Source organism: Siphonobacter sp. SORGH_AS_1065 (genome assembly GCF_030818595.1).
Classification (GTDB): Bacteria; Bacteroidota; Bacteroidia; order Cytophagales; family Spirosomataceae; genus Siphonobacter.
Genome location: NZ_JAUTAM010000004.1, coordinates 1,515,031 through 1,532,332, shown reverse-complemented (window position 1 = coordinate 1,532,332; position 17,302 = coordinate 1,515,031). Strand labels below are relative to the sequence as shown.

Below are 17,302 nucleotides of genomic sequence, written 5' to 3'. Positions count from 1 at the left end.
CGCTGGCAGATTTAGTTCTGTCAGCGTTTTTTGATTTTTCGTTGTTACTTGACTGACAATGAGGCGAGAGTTGAGAAAATAAAGGTAAGAGTGACTGGGAAGCGTTTCCATTACATAGCTCCTGCTGCCAGCTTTTCTGCTGGCAGCAGGTTTCTCAACTCAAACCCCAGTGAGTTCTTCGTTCTAAATGATAGGGAAGGGTTCTCTGCCCGTTTTGCTGCTTGAGATTATAAATCTTTGACAGATAGCTTCCAGATTACAAATCCGAAAGAGCAGTTTTATTAGGGTTTAGAAATGTAGAGACGCGACTTTATCGCGTCTGGGTAAAAGGCGGTTTTATTACTAGTCATTTATTTTCATCTCCCAACCAGACGCGATAAAGTCGCGTCTCTACATGTATTCTCAATACATGGTTAGGTTGTAAAACGTTGACTATCGAATGATCAACTAACCACGCAGCGGGAGCGGTTTAATTAACTACCGCAGCCACTAAAAACGATCAACTACTTAGTGTCCTGCATTACTTCAGCTTTAAATAATACTGTCGTTCGGATTCGGGTAATTTTTCAATGGCATACCGAAGCATGGTGCGGGGCATGGCAAGGGTATGTTCGTTTAAAAATTCCCGTAACACTTCCAGATCTTGCTGCCCTACTTCACGGAGCATCCAGCCGCAGGCTTTGTGAATCAGATCATGTTTGTGAGAAAGCAGAGATTCAGCAATCGCCAGTGTATCGCTGTATTCTTTCTTTTTGATAAAATATAAGTTAGCGATGATAGCGACGCGAACCGTCCAAATTCGCTCGGAACGAGCGAAATCGTAAAGTAACTGCCGATCCTGGGTGTGAAGAAATGCCCCGACAATATCCCGGGCAGAAACATCGACGAGATCCCAGTTATTGACGTATTCCAAATGAGCTAAATATGCTTCGAAAACTTCCAGTTTCTGACTCAAGTCTCCCTTTTTATACTGATCTACCCAAATGAACAGGGCCGCGGCCCGGCATTCATGGTAAGGGCTTTGGATGAGTTGAGTAACTTCTTCCAGAGGCAAAGAGCGAAACTTCTTGGCAATGCTCCGAACTTCGCCGACGGCTAATCCCAGAAAACGATCATTTTCCCCGTATTCGCCCGGCCCGGTTTTGAAGTAACGAGCGACGAAGGCAGCTTTTTCGGGATTAGCCTGAGTCTGAAGTAATTGAATAACGTCCTGATGAGACATGATGGAGGTAGAATGAAGGAAAAGCAAAGGTAAACGTTATCTGCAAGCAATTTCTTTCTCGGACTAGGGATATAGTTCGAGAAAGACACTACCCGCTTTTTTGCTGATCGCATAGCTCATGCTGCCAGCCACTATTACCTTATATTTCCTCAACTTTCGATTCATTATTAGCCAAGATCTCCTCTTGCGTTCGCAAGATTGATCAGTTGAAGAAAAGAGATATTAACAACTGCAAACACCCCTCCCTGTCATTCAGAGCGAAGCGAAGATTGAGGTAACTTCGCTAACAGTAGGACTTATGGCATCCCTTAGGCTACCACCAGAAAAGTGGGTAGTGGTTTTTAATAGGGATAAAAAATTTAGACACGCGATGAAGTCGCGTCTGGGTAGAGGCGGTTATGGTTGCTGCGTAGGATTACAAATCCCTGACAGATAGCTTTCGGATTATAAATCCGAAAGAGCAGTTACTTAGTTGCGAACAATGATAGAATAAATTGCTATAGAAAAGTTTAGAGAAAGACTGCAACTTTAAATTTCAAATGCAGGTTGCTGATTATTATTTATTAGTATCAAGCATTCCTGCTACCCTAGAAATAGGTATTGAATTGACACTCAGAAAAGATAATAGTATCCATGATTACCATCGTTTCCTCAACCAATCAGAAAAACTCCCGTAGTCGACAGGTGGCTGAATATTACCGTCAGCAAATACAGGCGGCAGGGGCGGATGCCCGCGTAGTAGACCTGGCAGATTTGCCCGTTGATTTTATTGAATCGGCCCTTTACGGGAATTTTGGCAAGCACGATGCCTTCAATGCTGTGCGTGATCTGGTGGAAGGTGCCAGCAAACTGGTCTTTGTTTTGCCTGAATATAATGGTTCGTTTCCCGGCGTGCTGAAGGCTTTTATAGACGGCTTTCATTACCCCAGCAAGCTCAGTGGAAAGATGGTAGCCTTGGTCGGTATTTCGGATGGGGGAAGTGGAAATCCCTTGGGTATGAGTCACCTGACGGATATCCTAAGTTTTATGAACGCCACGGTTTTAGGCTTACGGGTTAAGATTCCTTTTCTGAAAAAGAACTGGGTAGAAGGTGAGATCCAGGATGAGTTTATCAAAACCTTACTGAAGCAACAAATTGAAATGCTGGTGAAACTTCCTTAATGAAAAAGAGCAGACTTAGTAGCCTGCTCTTTTTCATTAAGCTGATTATTTTCGCTTTCGGAGGTAGATATTACCCATCGAAGATTTTAAGGTAATTGAAACGCCGGGAGCATTAATGATACCTTTGGTTGCGTTACCGTTGATATAAATGTTGTTAATGGTAAATGGCTTTGCACTGGCGAAGCTAAGAATTTGATTATTATCCGTTTGAATGTTTACATCTTTCGTGCTAATGCTTATGGAAGAGGCAGATGAATTAGAAGCCGAATTATTTTTAGAACTAGTTGCTCCTTTGGCTATATTTTCACTGTCTTTTCTTCTGGAACCAGAACCCACTACGACTAACCCATCTACACTTTGGGACTCACTTTGTTTGGCTTCTTTTTCAGGCAAAGGCAGTAGGTCAAAATCTGTGAAAGCATTACCCTGAGAAGCATCCAGAATGACAGAAGCCTTGGTGTCCGATGGGAGACTTACATCAATGGCCTCGTGACTCGTAGACAGGGAAATCGGCTTATTCTGATTTACCTTACTAAATTGAGCACTGATTTTTCCCATCGTTGAATAAGCAATCACCGGACCTGTGATGTCTTTCAGATTGATATTCGTAGAGGCCGTACGAACTTCAATTTCTCCCTCAATACCCGTAATTGTTAATTCGTCATCATTGGCAAAGAAATTATTACCCGATTTCCAGAGTAAATCAGTGTTTTTAGGTAGACGAATGACATACGAGATCTCGTCCTGCCGAAGAGCCGTTTTAAAAATGGTTACCCCATTTTCCGTTTGCGAGGACAGGTTAATACCGGTATTATCCGTGCCGCCGGCCCCCACAGCCTTTAGTCCTTCCGCTTCTTTAGGTGGGGGCGTAACGCCCTTGGCTTCAATAACAATATCAGTGCCGTCGTATCCCTGAATGGCTACTTCTGCATTACTGATCAGAAAAGAAACTTTCTTCGTTTTAAGAGGCATACGGTACGTTTTGGTCTCTTTTTCTTCCTGAGCCAATGCCGAATATGCCGAAAGAAGCAGCGTAAGTATGAAAACCTTTTTCATGACGTTAGATCGTTAGTAGTTGAATACTCTGTTGAGCTTGTTTGCGAATGATGGGGTCAGCGGCTTCGTCTTCTGCTAGTTGTTTCAGGCGAGGTAAGGCCGCCGTTTCTTTGTTGATGACAAGCGTTTCCATTACACTTATCTGTTCGGGTAACTCCGAGGCGGCATTCAGCCGGGCCAGTAAGGCTTTCCGAACCGATGGATTTTTGCCGTAACTCTTTAACGTTTCCAGCGTGGCCAGGCGAACGTTAATGTTTTCATCCTTGCGAAGGGTTTGAGCCAGTGCTTGTAATAAATCGGGTGGGAGAGAGGGCATATTACTGGCGTATTGCAGTCCTTTCAACCGCTCGGCTGCTGACTCTTTTCGGAGTAAGCCGAGCACCACTAATTCCTGGGTAACTTTTAATTCTTTGCGGAGCGTGGCTACTTCCTGTTGTACTTTTTTGATGGAAACGTCTTTCGTTTCCTCTTTGGTAGAGGGCTCTAGCTGAGCCACTTCCTCCGCAGGTGGTATTTCCAAAGGTCGATAAGAGGGCTTTTCGATGGTTACGGTCTGCGTTTTGATTTCGGGAGCAACTGTCATCCGTCCCAGCCAGAACATGATTCCAAAAGCAGCCAGAACGGCGGCATAAGGCCAGTAAACTCGCTTTTTAGGAAGCGGAATAACGTTTGCCTCCTGTTGATGCTGACTTTCAAGCGTCTGATTCTCCTTTTCCCGATCCAGCAAAGCGTAAAAAGCCGTGTCTAATCCTGCATCTGGTTCTACCTCGTAACGCTGAACATCCCGCCAGATTTTTTCGAGACTTTCGGCTTCCTGGCAGAGGGGTAAATCGTTGGCAAGCATTTCCTCAAAAGCCAATCGCTCGGGTTCGGATAACCTGCCCAGCAGATAGTCAATTAATAAAGTATCTTTTTCCATGACATGAACAGAGAATAATTAATCATTGATCTGGAAATACAATTCACGTAATTTCTGGAGTCCCCGAAAGGCCCGCACCTTTACATTAGCTACGGAAAGGCCCAGTACCTGCCCGATTTCTTCGTAACTCATATTCTGAAAGCGGCTGAGCAGCAACACTTCCCGGTATGAATCAGGGAGAAGCTCCAGAGCCTGATGTAACCGCTGGTGATAGGCTTCGCTTTCATCTTCTTCCAGCAGGATATCAGGAAATTCGTTCGTGTGATGCCGCAGCGTTTTCAGATGGTCGTTATAGATGTTTCGGGCCAACTCATAGATCCAGGTTCGAAAAACTGCCCCTTCCCGGAAGGTATGCCGATACCGCAACAACCGCAGGAATACCTGCTGGGTGAGATCGCGGGCAATGTCCCGGGATGATTGCCGATAGAGAAAGAAATTCAGCAACGACTTTTTGTAACGTTCGTACAAAATGGCGGCTTTGTCGAGGTCTCCTTCACTTACGGCCTGCATGGCCTGTTCGTCGGTCATGGAAGCGGGGTTAACAGATGGTTGATTTTGTAGAAGGGTACTTCGGAAAAAGCGAAAGGTTACAAGTTAGGGAAAGAAAATTTTTAGAAGGCTTGGGAGCAGCACTCTACCATGAAATTGACCTCCTATGATTTAGGCCTTAAGGTAAACTATAGAATTTTATATTTTACTTTTAGGCCTGAAAGTAAAATATAAAATTTTGTTTTTTACTTTCGTCTCCATTTTGAAAGTCATATATATGGATATTCAATCAAGTAAAGTTGAGGATTTTGTTTCTGGGCATAAGGAACGCGGCATAGGCTATTCTTTCTTTGTTCCAGAAAAAATAAATCGGCAATGGATTTGGTCGGACTCTAGTCTGAATATATTACTTGAAAAAGCGTCTTTACAATTGGGTCAACTGAATTCCTTCGCTCGTTTAGTCCCTAATATTGACTTGTTTATCCAGTTACACGTTACTAAGGAAGCTGTAGATTCCAGCAGAATCGAAGGTACCCAGACAAACGTTGAAGAGGCATTATTGCCTATAGAAGATATTGACCCCGAACGTCGGGATGACTGGTATGAAGTAAAAAATTACTCAGAAGCCATGAATGCGGCTTTGCTGGAGCTAGATCGCCTCCCTCTTTCCTCCCGATTGCTGCGAAATACCCATAGAATATTACTTCAAGGAGTGCGAGGCCAGCATAAGTTACCAGGAGAATTTAGGAGTAGTCAAAACTGGATTGGAGGAGCCTCTTTAGCAGATGCAGTATTCATTCCGCCTAGTCATACGTATTTGCATGAATTAATGGGCGATTTGGAGAATTTTCTTCATAATGAAGATATTCAGGTACCAGCCTTGATACGGATTGGAATTGCTCATTATCAGTTTGAAACCATACATCCTTTTCTAGATGGAAATGGCCGGATTGGTCGATTGTTAATTACGTTATACCTCGTATCAGCGGGTTACCTGGACAAGCCACTTTTGTATTTATCTTCCTTTTTTGAGGAAAATAAAGCCCTATACTACGATAACCTGACCAGGGTTAGAGATAAAAATGATCTGTTACAATGGTTGAAATATTTTCTCGTTGGAATAGAAAAGACTAGTAAAACGGCTTGCGATACGTTAGGTAAAATCTTAGGGTTAAAAGAAAAATACGAAATTGAAATCCGAACTACACTAGGCCGCAAAGTCACATCAGGGCTAACGCTGATGTCAGCTTTATTTCAAAATCCGGTTATTCGGGTGAAAGATGTACAGACGATCTGTCATTTGAGCCCTAAAGCTGCGGGAGAGTTAACCGCTGATTTTGAGAAATTAGGCATATTGAAAGAATTAACCGGATTCTCAAGAAACCGGACTTTTGTTTTTAGTGACTATCTCAGCTTGTTCTGAGCCTAGAATATGATGAAATCCAAGTACCTGCGTCCCCTGCTATTAGTGATTGGAGTGGTAGCCCTGAATGTGCTGGCCGGTTTTTTCTATTTCCGTCTCGATTTAACGGAAGACCGCCGCTACAGTCTTTCGGATGCCACCCGAAATATACTTGACCAGCTCGATGACGAGGTGTACGTGAAAGTATACCTCGACGGTGATTTGAACCCTGGTTTTCGGCATCTGCGGGAATCCATTCGAGAAACGCTGGAAGAATTTAAAGCTCATTCCGGTGGTCACCTCGATTATCGATTTATTGATCCTTCGGCTGAAACAGATGCCAAGAAGCGAAATGCCTTATACGAAGCCTTGACTGAGAAAGGTTTAATCCCTACGAATGTAGTAGAAGGGGGCCAAGACAGTCGCTCGCAGAAGCTGGTGTGGCCGGGAGCTTTATTAACCTTTCAGAATAAGGAGACTTCGGTTCAGTTACTGAAAGGAAATATCTCGCAGTCGGCTCAGGAAAATCTGAATCTTTCGGCTGAAAACGTGGAATACTCGCTGGCTACGGCTTTGAGGGAGTTAACCCAGAAAGAAAAAAAGCGGATTGGGTTATTATCTACACTCTCCAAAAAACTGAATCCCGTGCGGATTTCGGATTTGATTGTGGCTCTGCAAAAGAACTACGATATTTTTCAGGTGAACCTGCAAACCTCGCCTAATTTGGATGGGCTGGATGCGGTACTGGTCATCAAACCCGATCAGGAGTTTTCGGAGGACGATCAGTTAAAGCTCGATCAGTTTATTGTGCACGGAGGTAAAGCTCTGTTCTTCATGGATGCTGTGCAGACCGATTCGGTAGGACGCGAAGGTGTGTATGCTCAGCCAACGAATCTGAAAATTGATGAGTTATTATTCCGTTATGGGCTCCGGGCTAACTCGGTAGTCGTGAAGGATATGCTCTCGGCTCAAATTCCGCTAAACGTCGGAACGATGGGCGATAAGGCTAACATTCAGCTCATGCCCTGGCGGTTTTATCCTTTGCTGAATTCGTACGGTAAATCACCCATTACCCGTAATCTGGATGCTTTATACGGGCGTTACGTAGGTTCACTCGATACCGTAGCGGCGGAAGGCATTCGAAAAACACCGCTGGTATTTACCTCCGCCTATACCCAAACCCTACGGGCTCCAGCCGTTATTCCTTACAACGAAGCGGGCCGCAAACCTGATCCAACGCAGTATACGGGCGGACCCAAAGCGGTGGCCTATTTGCTGGAGGGTAAGTTTTCGTCATTATTCCGCAATCGATTATTACCCGACGATCCTCGCTCGAAAGGGTTCGCCGTTCAGGATAAACCGTCCAAAATTGTAGTAGTAGCTGACGGAGATTTAGCTCTCAACGATTTCGATCCGAAACGTCAGGTACCTTTGCCCTTGGGTTTTGACCGCTTCAGCCCCGATCGCCACATCTATGCCAATAAAGATTTTATCCTGAATGCAGTGGATTATCTGCTCGATGACAACGGAGTAATTACGGCCCTAACGAAAGAATTCAAGTTACGGCCGCTGGACAAAGTGGAAATAGAAGAAAACAAAACGGTCTGGCAAGTATTAAACTTGTTAGGTCCACTAGTCTTCATTGTTCTGTTAGGCGGTGGCTGGTATTTCTGGCGACAGAAGCAGTTCAGTTAATGGTTAATGTTTAGGGGTTAATAGTTGTTGGTTATTAGTTCCTGGATAATAACCTGACTTAATAGATAAAAACCGTCTGAATTTCTTATTCGGACGGTTTTTATTTGTATAACTAACAACAACTAAACCAAAACGTCGCCAGTCATGATTTCGGGTTTTTCGATGCCCATTAAGGCCAGAATCGTTGGTGCGATGTCGCCGAGCTTTCCGTTTTTAATGGATTTATGGTCGTCGTCCAGCAGAATACAGGGAACCAGGTTCAGGCTGTGCTGAGTGTTTGGACTTCCGTCGTCGTTAATCATGTAATCGGCATTACCGTGGTCTGCTAATACAATAACGGAATAGTGACTGTTACGAGCTGCCGTCACTACGGCATTCAGCGATACGTCAACTGATTCACAAGCGGCTACTACGGCTTCAAAGCTACCCGTATGGCCTACCATGTCAGGGTTGGCAAAGTTTAGACACACGAAATCTGCCGATCCTTTTTCCAGTTCAGGAACCAGGGCATTACGAACGTCATATACCGACATTTCGGGTTTAAGATCGTACGTAGCCACTTTAGGCGAAGGGCACAGAATTCGGTTTTCGCCTTCGAAGGGTTCGTTACGGCCTCCTGAGAAGAAAAAGGTTACATGCGGATATTTCTCGGTTTCCGCGATACGAATTTGCGTTTTGCCCGCTTTGGAAATGATTTCTCCTAACGTATAAGGCAGGTTCGAATCATCAAAAATGACGTTTACACCCGTGAATGACTTGTTATAATTCGTCATCGTCAGGTAACGAATATCTAACTTGCTCATGCCATATTCCGGGAAGTTTTCCTGCGTAAGAGCTTTGGTGATTTCCTGCGGACGATCGGTACGGTAGTTGAAGCAAATCACTACATCACCTTCCTGAATGGTTGCAACGGGCAGGTTGTTTTCGGTAATAACGATGGGCTGAATGAACTCATCGGTAACCCCTTGCAAATACGACGTTTCAAGCGTAGAAATTAACTGGCTGGCCTCAACGGGTTGACCAATCCCTTTCACCATCACATCGTAAGCCAGTTTGATACGTTCCCAGCGATTATCACGATCCATGGAATAATACCGTCCGGTAACGCTGGCAATTTTACCCACCGAAGTAGGAAGGAAAGCCTGTAAGTCAGAGATATATTTTACACCAGATTTAGGATCGGTGTCGCGTCCATCGGTGAAGGCGTGGATGAATACATTCTCCAGACCATTGTCTTTCGCCACATTGCAAAGAGCCTTGAGGTGATTGATGTGAGCGTGAACGCCCCCATCAGAAACCAGACCCAGGAAGTGAACGGGTTTATGATTAGCCTTGGCAAATTCGAGAGCTTCTACCAGTACAGGTTCGTGGCGAAGGGTATCCTGCTCGATAGCGTCATTGAGACGAACCAGACTTTGTTTGACGGTACGACCCGCTCCGAGGTTCATGTGACCTACTTCGGAATTACCAAACTGACCTTCGGGCAAACCTACTTCGGGACCGAAAGTCACCAGTGTAGAGTGTGGATAATTCGCGAATAACGAATCGTAAAAGGGGGTCTGAGCGGCAATGATGGCCGAACGATCTTCCTCGCCTTGTTTGGCAATGCCCCAACCGTCGAGGATAACTAACAGAACTTTTTTGCTCACGATATTTCGGGAATGAGAATGAATCAGGTACAATGTTGGTACAGACAAAGTTAAACCGAAGCCGTTAGAATCGAAGCAGAAGTTTAGAAAAGGCTAAAAAAGCATTAGAAACCCCAACCCGTAGAGACGCGATTAATCGCGTCTGGGCTAGAAATGATGGTAATCCAACCCCGCAGTCACTCGGCAAAACTGAGCGACTGCCGAGAGCACCTCTACTCAAACAAAAAAAAGACGCGATACAATCGACGTCTCTACTGTAAATGGTGTTTCTTAATGATCCAGTCCAGCAGTTTTTCGGTACTGCGTTTGGCAATCTGGTAGACCTCTTCGAAAGCCTCATCTGGTTCGTAATACGGATCGGGCAGGGAAGGAATACCGCGTGAAACCTCCACAAAGGGATCAAATTTTCGCAATAGAAAAACCTGTTCGTGCGAAGGATACGACCCACTGAATCGGTGCGACATGGCGTGAATGTTATCGAAATTCGAGTCATCCATGCCGATGATATAGTCAAAATCCGTAAAGTCTGATTTCCGCAATTGCTTGGCCCGGTGGTCTAGCTTTAGTCCGTGCGATTCAGCATTAGCACACGTCCGGCGATCAGGACGATTCCCAATCTCGTAGGTACTCGTCGCTGCCGAATCGCAGTAAATCTGATCCGTAAGGCCGCGATCTTCTACTGCTTTCTTAAACAAAGCCTCCGCTAGTGGAGACCGACAAATATTACCTAAACAAACAAAAAGGACTTTAACCATAAGCGTTTCTAGGTTTGGAGTTTTGGGTTTTGAGTTAGCAAATAGATGTTGAGACTAAAGGCTTTAACCATACTGATTATTGCGAGCATAATAACTCAAAACCCTAAACTCAAAACATCGCCAACTCATTCTACAGGATTTCCCTCTTCGTCTACGAGTACGAAAACTTCTTCGTTATCTTTCTTCATCATGTACTTCTCGCGGGCGAAGGTTTCCAGGGATGCGTCGGATTCGGTGATTTCCTGCCGCTCTTTATGGACACGGACGATTTCCTTTTCCATGAACGCTTTCTGAGCTTCCAGTTCCGAAAGCTCGTGGCTCATCTGATATTTTTTCAGCGGATTATAATCACTCAGGGCAATCAAAACGACCCAGATGGTGATCGCTATGACGGGAAATTTGGGAGGCCAGACGCGAAACATAGGCTGCTCAGAAAGTTAAAAATGAAAGCGTTACTTACTCTGTAAACGAAAAAAAGGGCTATGGGTTTAAGCCAATGCTCAAATCCATAGCCCTTCTCAGGTATTCTAATTAAAACGCTTTAATACCGGGGAAGTAAGCTGAATCGCCTAATTCTTCCTCGATGCGGATTAATTGATTGTATTTTGCCATACGGTCAGAACGAGAAGCAGAACCCGTTTTGATTTGACCCGTGTTCAGAGCAACTGCTAAGTCAGCGATAGTTGCATCTTCCGTTTCACCTGAACGGTGAGACATGATGTTGTTATAGCTGTTACGCTTGCCTAAGTTAACGGTATCAATCGTTTCGGTTAACGAGCCAATTTGGTTTACTTTCACCAGAACGGCGTTCGCTACACCCTGCTCGATACCCATTTCCAGACGCTTCACGTTTGTTACGAATAAATCGTCACCCACTAACTGCGTTTTAGAACCGATGCTGTCAGTCAGAGCTTTCCAGCCAGCCCAATCGTCTTCGGCCATACCATCTTCAATGGAGATGATGGGGTATTTGTTCACCCACTCTGTCCAGTAAGAAACCAGCTCAGAAGAAGTTAATTCTTCTTTCGTTGATTTTTTGAAGATATACTTACCCGTTTCAGCGTTGTAAAGCTCAGATACAGCCGCATCCATAGCGATGAATACGTCTTCTCCTGGACGGTAACCCGCTTTTTCGATGGCTTGTAATACCGTTTCCAGTGCCTCTACGTTTGACTGGATGTTAGGAGCGAAACCACCTTCATCACCCACGTTCGTAGAGTAACCTTTTGATTTTAATACGCTTTTCAGGGCATGGAATACTTCCGTTCCCATACGGAGAGATTGCGAGAACGTTTCTGCTTTAGCAGGAACGACCATGAACTCCTGGAAGTCAATAGCGTTATCCGCGTGAGCACCACCGTTGATGATGTTCATCATCGGAACGGGCAACGTGTTCGCGTTTACGCCGCCGATGTAACGGAACAAAGGCAGACCTGCTTCCTGAGCAGCCGCTTTAGCAACGGCTAAAGATACGCCTAAGATGGCGTTAGCTCCCAATTTGCCTTTGTTTGCCGTACCGTCGAGTTCAATCATGATTTTATCAATCATGTTTTGCTCGAATACAGAAATACCAAGAATTTCAGGGTAGATCAGTTCGTTGACATTCTCAACGGCTTTCAATACACCTTTACCCAGGTATACTGACTTATCGTCATCGCGAAGTTCAACGGCCTCGTGTACGCCCGTAGAAGCTCCAGAGGGAACCGCCGCACGGCCTAAAAAGCCATTTTCAGTGCGAACGTCAACTTCAACGGTCGGATTTCCACGCGAATCCAGAATCTGGCGGGCGTGTACGTACTGAATCGTACTCATAGATAAAGAAAAGTTTATGGTTATTTCCTGTCTAAAAAAGGAATGAAAGAAAGGTAATCGGATGCTCTTTCTTTACTCCGCAAAATGCGTTGCAAAGTAACGCATTTTGCTAGTGGTCTGAAAGCCCTAAAAAATCAATTTTCCCAGGAAGCTTTTTTAATGCTCTGAATTGGAAGGCATGTCCACCGAATTTGGGCCTGTCTGATTCGAAATCAGCATTTTCAAATAATGCACCAGCATATCGAGTCCCTTTTGAAAATGATCATTATTAGGAATAACCAGATCGGCCTGAGCCCGGAAAGGTTTGATATACTTCTGGTACGTTGGTTTGACGTGGTGTTCCCAGCGATATAATACATCATTAATGTCGTAACCCCGCTCTTCCGAATCCCGGCGAATCCGGCGGTTGAGCTTGATTTTGTTTTTAGCATCAATGAATACCTTCAAATCAAGCATGTTCGCGATTTCTTCGAAATAGAAAACGAAAATACCTTCTACCACAATAATCGGCGTAGACTTGAACGTCAGCATCGCCGGAATAAGGTCGGGATTATTAAAGGTGTATTCTAGTTTCTGAACGTCCTTGCCTTCCCGTAAGTCGTGAATATGCTGGGCATATTGTTGAAAATCAATGGACTCGGGTAAGTCAAAATTATGAACCCCGTGGCGGTCCAACGGAATTTCGTGCCGCGGGCGGTAGTAATTATCCTGAGAAATTAAGGTGATTTCTTCCTGTGGAAAAGCCGATAAAAGGCTTTTCAAAAACAACGTTTTACCTGACGCACTACCACCAGTAATGCCAACAATGAAAGGTTTTTGCGACTGCATGTATTGTGGATTTCCGGTGCAAAAATACGCAACATTTACATAAGCCACGCGACAGGATTTGAAAAGCTGGTTTTATAACCCTGATTTTCAGATTCCGTGCACTTAATACTTTTCCCGAATCTGGGTCAAAATTCGTTCCATATCGCGGCGAATTTCGCTGGTAGGGCGGTTAAAGTTATTGTTCATAAAACTGAATAACAACGTCTTCCCACTTTTAGTCAGTAAGTAACCGCTCAGGTTATAAACGCCTGATAAAGAACCTGTTTTGGCAAAAATGAAGGGCTTCCCGTCGGCGGATTTATACGCATTTTTTATGGATCCGGCCTGGCCGCCAATGGCTAGTAAAGGGAAAATTCGCTCGGCTGGATATTCGGTGTACATTTTTTCCAACAGACGAATGATGCTTCTGGGCGTAAAGAGGTTATACCGCGAAAGCCCGGAGCCATCGGCCCAGTTGGGGCGATCAGGCAAATCGGTCAGGTGATTTTTGAGGACGTAATCAATGGCGGTTTTGCTTTGAAAAGGCTGCTCTATTTTCGAACAAACAAGCATGAGAATTTGCTCAGCCACGAAGTTATCGGAAGGTTGCAGCATGTGTTTGTAAAGCGTATCCACCGAAATGGAGGAAAGACTTTGATACACTTTGGTAGAAAATGAGGGTAATAAAGTTACCCGTTTATGCAAAGTATCGCTTACGAGTTGAGTGGTTAATACAGACGAAGTCTGAAAAGGTACGTGCTGTTCAAAATGAGCAGGCACTACACCAGAAGTACCCGTGAACTGATTACTCATCCAGTCACGACGAACCTGGAATGTAGCACGGCTGGTGTCTTTTTCAAGTACGAATGATTGGGGAATAACGTTAATCGCTAGTTTATCGGAAGCCAAGAAACGAACTACGTTGCCATAGACGGGTAAGGCACTGATTTCGGGCTGGTAATAATCCTCGTAATCATTCCAGGCCCAGCCGCTACCAAAGGGTCTTTGAGGGAAATGACCCGGCCAGTAAAACAGCTTTTCCGGGCGGCGGGCTAAAAATTCCAGAGCTTTGCTGCTGGGAACATTGACGTTTAGCAATGTCGGGTCGCCCGTTCCCCAAAAAATCAGCGAATCATTTCGAACGAGGTACCGCAGAGCTTCTACCGAATCGCCCAGCGTTTTAAGTCCGGCATAAAAAGTAAAAAGTTTGGTATTGGAAGCGGGGACAAAGTAACGTTCGGCGTTGTGGGCGTAAAGCGTCTGCTTTCGGTCGGGGTCGTAGAGCATAAGCCCAGCGTGGTGATTTCCAAACGTAACCGAAGTCCAGAGTGAATCCAAGTTGTTCAGGGAAGAGGTTCGCTTGCTCACGGAACAGGAAGTCAGCGAAAGCGTGAGGACTACCGAACTGATAATGACTAGTAACTTCATAGGAACAGAAAGGGGAAGCCACTGACTTCCCCGATTCATTTATTGAGTAATAACGATGCGTTTGGTAATGACTTCAGATTCGGAAACAAAGCGTAACAAATACGTTCCGGCGGGCATTGAAGTCAGCTCCAGTCTTTCCCGTAACGACCCCGGTTGCTTGGCAGTTTTCTGATAAACGGCTTGTCCCATGATGTTTGTCACACTGATATCAACCGATTTAACCGAAGCCGGAAACTCGGCATCGATCAGGAAACGACCGTACTGACTGGGGTTGGGGGAAACCTGAATAGTGGTTTGCGTAAGGGTTGGTTCGGTCGAAGTAATGATGGGTTTTGTCTTCTGAATGTACAGGTTATCAATGGCCCAGCCCCAGCCGTGTGAAAGCTGATCGGCAAAAAGGCGGAATCGAACCAATACCTGCTGGCCGGGACTGAAGTAACCCGATCCAACCATGTTGATCTCGCGGCTTTTGTAGAGTCCTGCTGTTCCGGCAAAAGTGGAGTTGGTTACGTTTGTTCCGTTGACATTAACTTGCTCTGTTTTGGAATTATAACCCGTTAACCATTGATTATTAGCTCGGGCATCCCAGCCATCCTGAAAAGGCCTCCAGGTTTTTCCGCCATCGCTGGAGCCTTCCACCACTACGTAATCATAGAAACTGCTACTGCCAAAAACGGAACCGTCTTCGCCGGGTTCAACCAGACAGATTTCATCGAAACGAATGAACGGATCCTGATCACTCAGGCGAATGGGTTTGAGTAAGGTATAGGTGTAATTAGCCTCATAACCCTGAGATTCGGGCCCGTCTTTGTAAGGGTGATCCGAGTGAATGGCTCCGTCGATGAAACCCGTAGGGGTGGCGATGCTGAAATTCGTACCTGTAAAATCGCTACTGGCTGTAGTGGCGTTAAAGTCATTGACATACTCGGTTACGGCTGCCGAAATTCCCGCTACGTTCACTGTATAATAACCCGTCGAAGGAGCGTAACCCACGTTGCGGGCTTTCGAACGATCACGGGCTACGATGCGGTATTCAATCTTATCACCGCCCTTCAAACTCCCCGCTCCGAAGGTCATGGCTCCTACGGCGTAAATGTTATTGGAACGAATACCATTGGTTACGTAATAACCCAACCGGGGCATTGGCACTGAAGGGCGAGCCACACCATTCACCCGATATTCAATGTAAGTGGTATCAATACCAAAACTAAAATCATCAAATACATCTGCATCAACAATCAGCGAGTCTGTAGAAGATAAAATGGATGTTTGCGGAGCGTGCGTGATGGTGGGAGGCGTATTATCAGTGCCAATTTTGAATGTCCAGAAAGCCCGGCTGGGAGCTTCGGCGGGACTGCTAAAGGTACGGTTAGGATAACTCGCTTCCGTAGTTGAAATCCAGTAACGAATCGTCCGGGCCTGACTCGAAGCCGGGAGGTTTGCCGTATAGGTGTTTCCTGATTGAGTCATGGGAACCGTAGTGGCGTTGGCCCGAGTCGTGTCGTTAATGGTATAGGAAAGGCGGACGGGGCCTACGACCGATGTATCACTGACCACCTGAGCCGTAAATGCAATGGGTTGTCCTAGTAAATCTTCCGAATCCGTTAATCGATTATGCAGAATGGATGTTGATTTCCAGCCCATTTCCGTGAACATGTTTCGTACAATCGGGCCAGGGTTCTGGTTGACTTCTCCACGGGCCAAATTCGGCGTCATTAACGCATTGGAAGTGCCCGTTAGATAGGTGGTTTCGTCCAAATGTGAGATACTGGAACCTACGCTGTAAGAAGTCGGAGCGTATAACTTAGGCTTGGTACCTCCGTTCTGAGCATTAGCAATCGGGCTGTCAAAAAAGAGATTTCGTCCCGTTACCTGACTGTATAACTGGGTCGATGGATTACTGAAAACACTCGTATTAATCAGTTGCTGATTGTTCGCATTTTTGATGTAATGATCAAAAACACGGGGATAGCCATAATTCGAATCATCTCCCCACATGGCTAGGCTATTGTTGGCATAAAAAGAGCTGGTAAAACCCAGTCCATGCCCCAATTCATGCGTTACTACGGTAACAAAATCCTGCCGACCTGCCGAACCATTCGTGGCTCCATCCGTTCCCAGATACCAGTTTACAGCTTTATTGCTGTTAAACTCACAGTAAATATCAGGCTGGTTCCCGTTCAGGCTCTGCCGGGCCAGTTTTTCAGCCAGAGCAATGGGGTAAGCGGTGTTGGTTTTAGTGGCTCCCTGAAATCCAGTCACGTATGAATAGGGGCGAGCTCCACCCAGTATAATCGAGCCGTTGGAGCCACTTCCTAAATCCGTCCAGACGGCATACACGCGAATAGGCACGGGCGAAACGATGATGGATTTCCAGATTTCAACGGCTTGTTGAAAAGCAACGCGGGCACTATCCGAAAAACCCACGTATTCCACCGTAAACTCGGACGTAGTAGCGGTGGTGCGGCCTCCGCGTTTTCTTAAAAATTCGGGTGGGGGGCCAATGCGGCTATCGGCCTGCCCTGTGGAGTAACAAACCGTCTTCTCTGCGGGTAAGAAAATCAGATCTGAAGAAGATTTAGTGCGAATATTTTTCGGTTGAGGCAATTCCTTCTGGGCCCAGGTTAAACTGCCAATCAAAAGAAAAGGTATTAGTAAAAGTTTTTTCATAGCGACAGGATCGTAATCAAGTAAAAATACAAAATGCAGTATGGAATAATAGGAAATCCTTAAAATAAAGTCATAGACTAAAAGGGGTTCGGAACAAAGGTGTATTCCGATTAAATAACTACCTATAACTAAAGCGATTTGAAATAGCTCAGCCAGCCGTGAAACCCGACTCAGGTTTTGTTATTTTTGAGCCCAATAAATAATGGATTGAAACGCCACCAGCGTTGATTTTATCAG

The 17,302-nt window shown here is 45.3% G+C and carries 14 protein-coding genes; 3 read left to right on the top strand and 11 right to left on the bottom strand.

What is annotated here, in order from left to right:
* Nucleotides 1–520 precede the first annotated feature (520 nt).
* Complete coding sequence (locus tag QE390_RS06975) at nucleotides 521–1,222, bottom strand: DNA alkylation repair protein (protein WP_307141601.1); 702 nt, start codon at nucleotides 1,220–1,222, stop codon at nucleotides 521–523.
* Between the two features lie 633 nt (nucleotides 1,223–1,855).
* On the opposite strand from QE390_RS06975, the gene QE390_RS06970 reads away from it, so the two are divergent.
* Nucleotides 1,856–2,383, top strand: a complete 528-nt coding sequence (locus QE390_RS06970) for an NADPH-dependent FMN reductase (RefSeq protein ID WP_106637473.1) — start codon at nucleotides 1,856–1,858, stop codon at nucleotides 2,381–2,383.
* 45 nt (nucleotides 2,384–2,428) lie between these two features.
* On the opposite strand, the gene QE390_RS06965 is transcribed toward QE390_RS06970, so the two are convergent.
* The 3 genes from QE390_RS06965 to QE390_RS06955 are packed head-to-tail and all read right to left on the bottom strand — an operon-like array spanning nucleotide 2,429 to nucleotide 4,886.
* Nucleotides 2,429–3,439, bottom strand: a complete 1,011-nt coding sequence (locus QE390_RS06965) for a hypothetical protein (RefSeq protein ID WP_307141600.1) — start codon at nucleotides 3,437–3,439, stop codon at nucleotides 2,429–2,431.
* 4 nt (nucleotides 3,440–3,443) lie between these two features.
* Nucleotides 3,444–4,358 carry a HEAT repeat domain-containing protein gene (locus QE390_RS06960; RefSeq protein WP_307141599.1) on the bottom strand — a complete coding sequence of 305 codons (915 nt, stop codon included), beginning with the start codon at nucleotides 4,356–4,358 and terminating at the stop codon, nucleotides 3,444–3,446.
* Nucleotides 4,359–4,376: 18 nt separating this feature from the next.
* Nucleotides 4,377–4,886: an RNA polymerase sigma factor gene (locus QE390_RS06955; protein WP_106637476.1), complete on the bottom strand. Its 510-nt coding sequence runs from the start codon at nucleotides 4,884–4,886 to the stop codon at nucleotides 4,377–4,379.
* Nucleotides 4,887–5,124: 238 nt separating this feature from the next.
* Between QE390_RS06955 and QE390_RS06950 the strand changes: the two genes are divergently transcribed.
* Together QE390_RS06950 and gldG are read left to right on the top strand one after the other, a co-directional pair.
* Entirely contained in the window at nucleotides 5,125–6,270 is a 1,146-nt protein-coding gene (locus QE390_RS06950; RefSeq protein ID WP_307141598.1) for a Fic family protein, read from the top strand.
* A 9-nt stretch (nucleotides 6,271–6,279) separates the two neighbouring features.
* Nucleotides 6,280–7,944 carry a gliding motility-associated ABC transporter substrate-binding protein GldG gene (gldG, locus tag QE390_RS06945; protein ID WP_307141597.1) on the top strand — a complete coding sequence of 555 codons (1,665 nt, stop codon included), beginning with the start codon at nucleotides 6,280–6,282 and terminating at the stop codon, nucleotides 7,942–7,944.
* 122 nt (nucleotides 7,945–8,066) lie between these two features.
* On the opposite strand, the gene gpmI is transcribed toward gldG, so the two are convergent.
* The 7 genes from gpmI to QE390_RS06910 form a co-directional block, all read right to left on the bottom strand.
* Complete coding sequence (gpmI, locus tag QE390_RS06940) at nucleotides 8,067–9,593, bottom strand: 2,3-bisphosphoglycerate-independent phosphoglycerate mutase (protein WP_307141596.1); 1,527 nt, start codon at nucleotides 9,591–9,593, stop codon at nucleotides 8,067–8,069.
* Between the two features lie 251 nt (nucleotides 9,594–9,844).
* The gene (locus QE390_RS06935) at nucleotides 9,845–10,348 is read right to left on the bottom strand and encodes a low molecular weight protein-tyrosine-phosphatase (RefSeq protein WP_307141595.1); all 504 of its coding nucleotides are present in this window, start codon (nucleotides 10,346–10,348) and stop codon (nucleotides 9,845–9,847) included.
* Between the two features lie 125 nt (nucleotides 10,349–10,473).
* Nucleotides 10,474–10,770: a septum formation initiator family protein gene (locus tag QE390_RS06930; RefSeq protein WP_307141594.1), complete on the bottom strand. Its 297-nt coding sequence runs from the start codon at nucleotides 10,768–10,770 to the stop codon at nucleotides 10,474–10,476.
* Nucleotides 10,771–10,879: 109 nt separating this feature from the next.
* Complete coding sequence (gene eno / locus QE390_RS06925; RefSeq protein WP_307141593.1) at nucleotides 10,880–12,160, bottom strand: phosphopyruvate hydratase; 1,281 nt, start codon at nucleotides 12,158–12,160, stop codon at nucleotides 10,880–10,882.
* Nucleotides 12,161–12,316: 156 nt separating this feature from the next.
* Nucleotides 12,317–12,988: a uridine kinase gene (gene udk / locus QE390_RS06920; RefSeq protein ID WP_106637481.1), complete on the bottom strand. Its 672-nt coding sequence runs from the start codon at nucleotides 12,986–12,988 to the stop codon at nucleotides 12,317–12,319.
* A gap of 102 nt (nucleotides 12,989–13,090) precedes the next feature.
* A complete protein-coding gene (locus QE390_RS06915) occupies nucleotides 13,091–14,395 on the bottom strand; it encodes a D-alanyl-D-alanine carboxypeptidase/D-alanyl-D-alanine-endopeptidase (protein ID WP_307141592.1) in 1,305 nt (434 codons plus the stop codon).
* Nucleotides 14,396–14,434: 39 nt separating this feature from the next.
* On the bottom strand, nucleotides 14,435–17,065 hold the full coding sequence (locus QE390_RS06910) for a T9SS type A sorting domain-containing protein (protein WP_307141591.1): 2,631 nt from the start codon (nucleotides 17,063–17,065) through the stop codon (nucleotides 14,435–14,437).
* Nucleotides 17,066–17,302 lie beyond the last annotated feature (237 nt).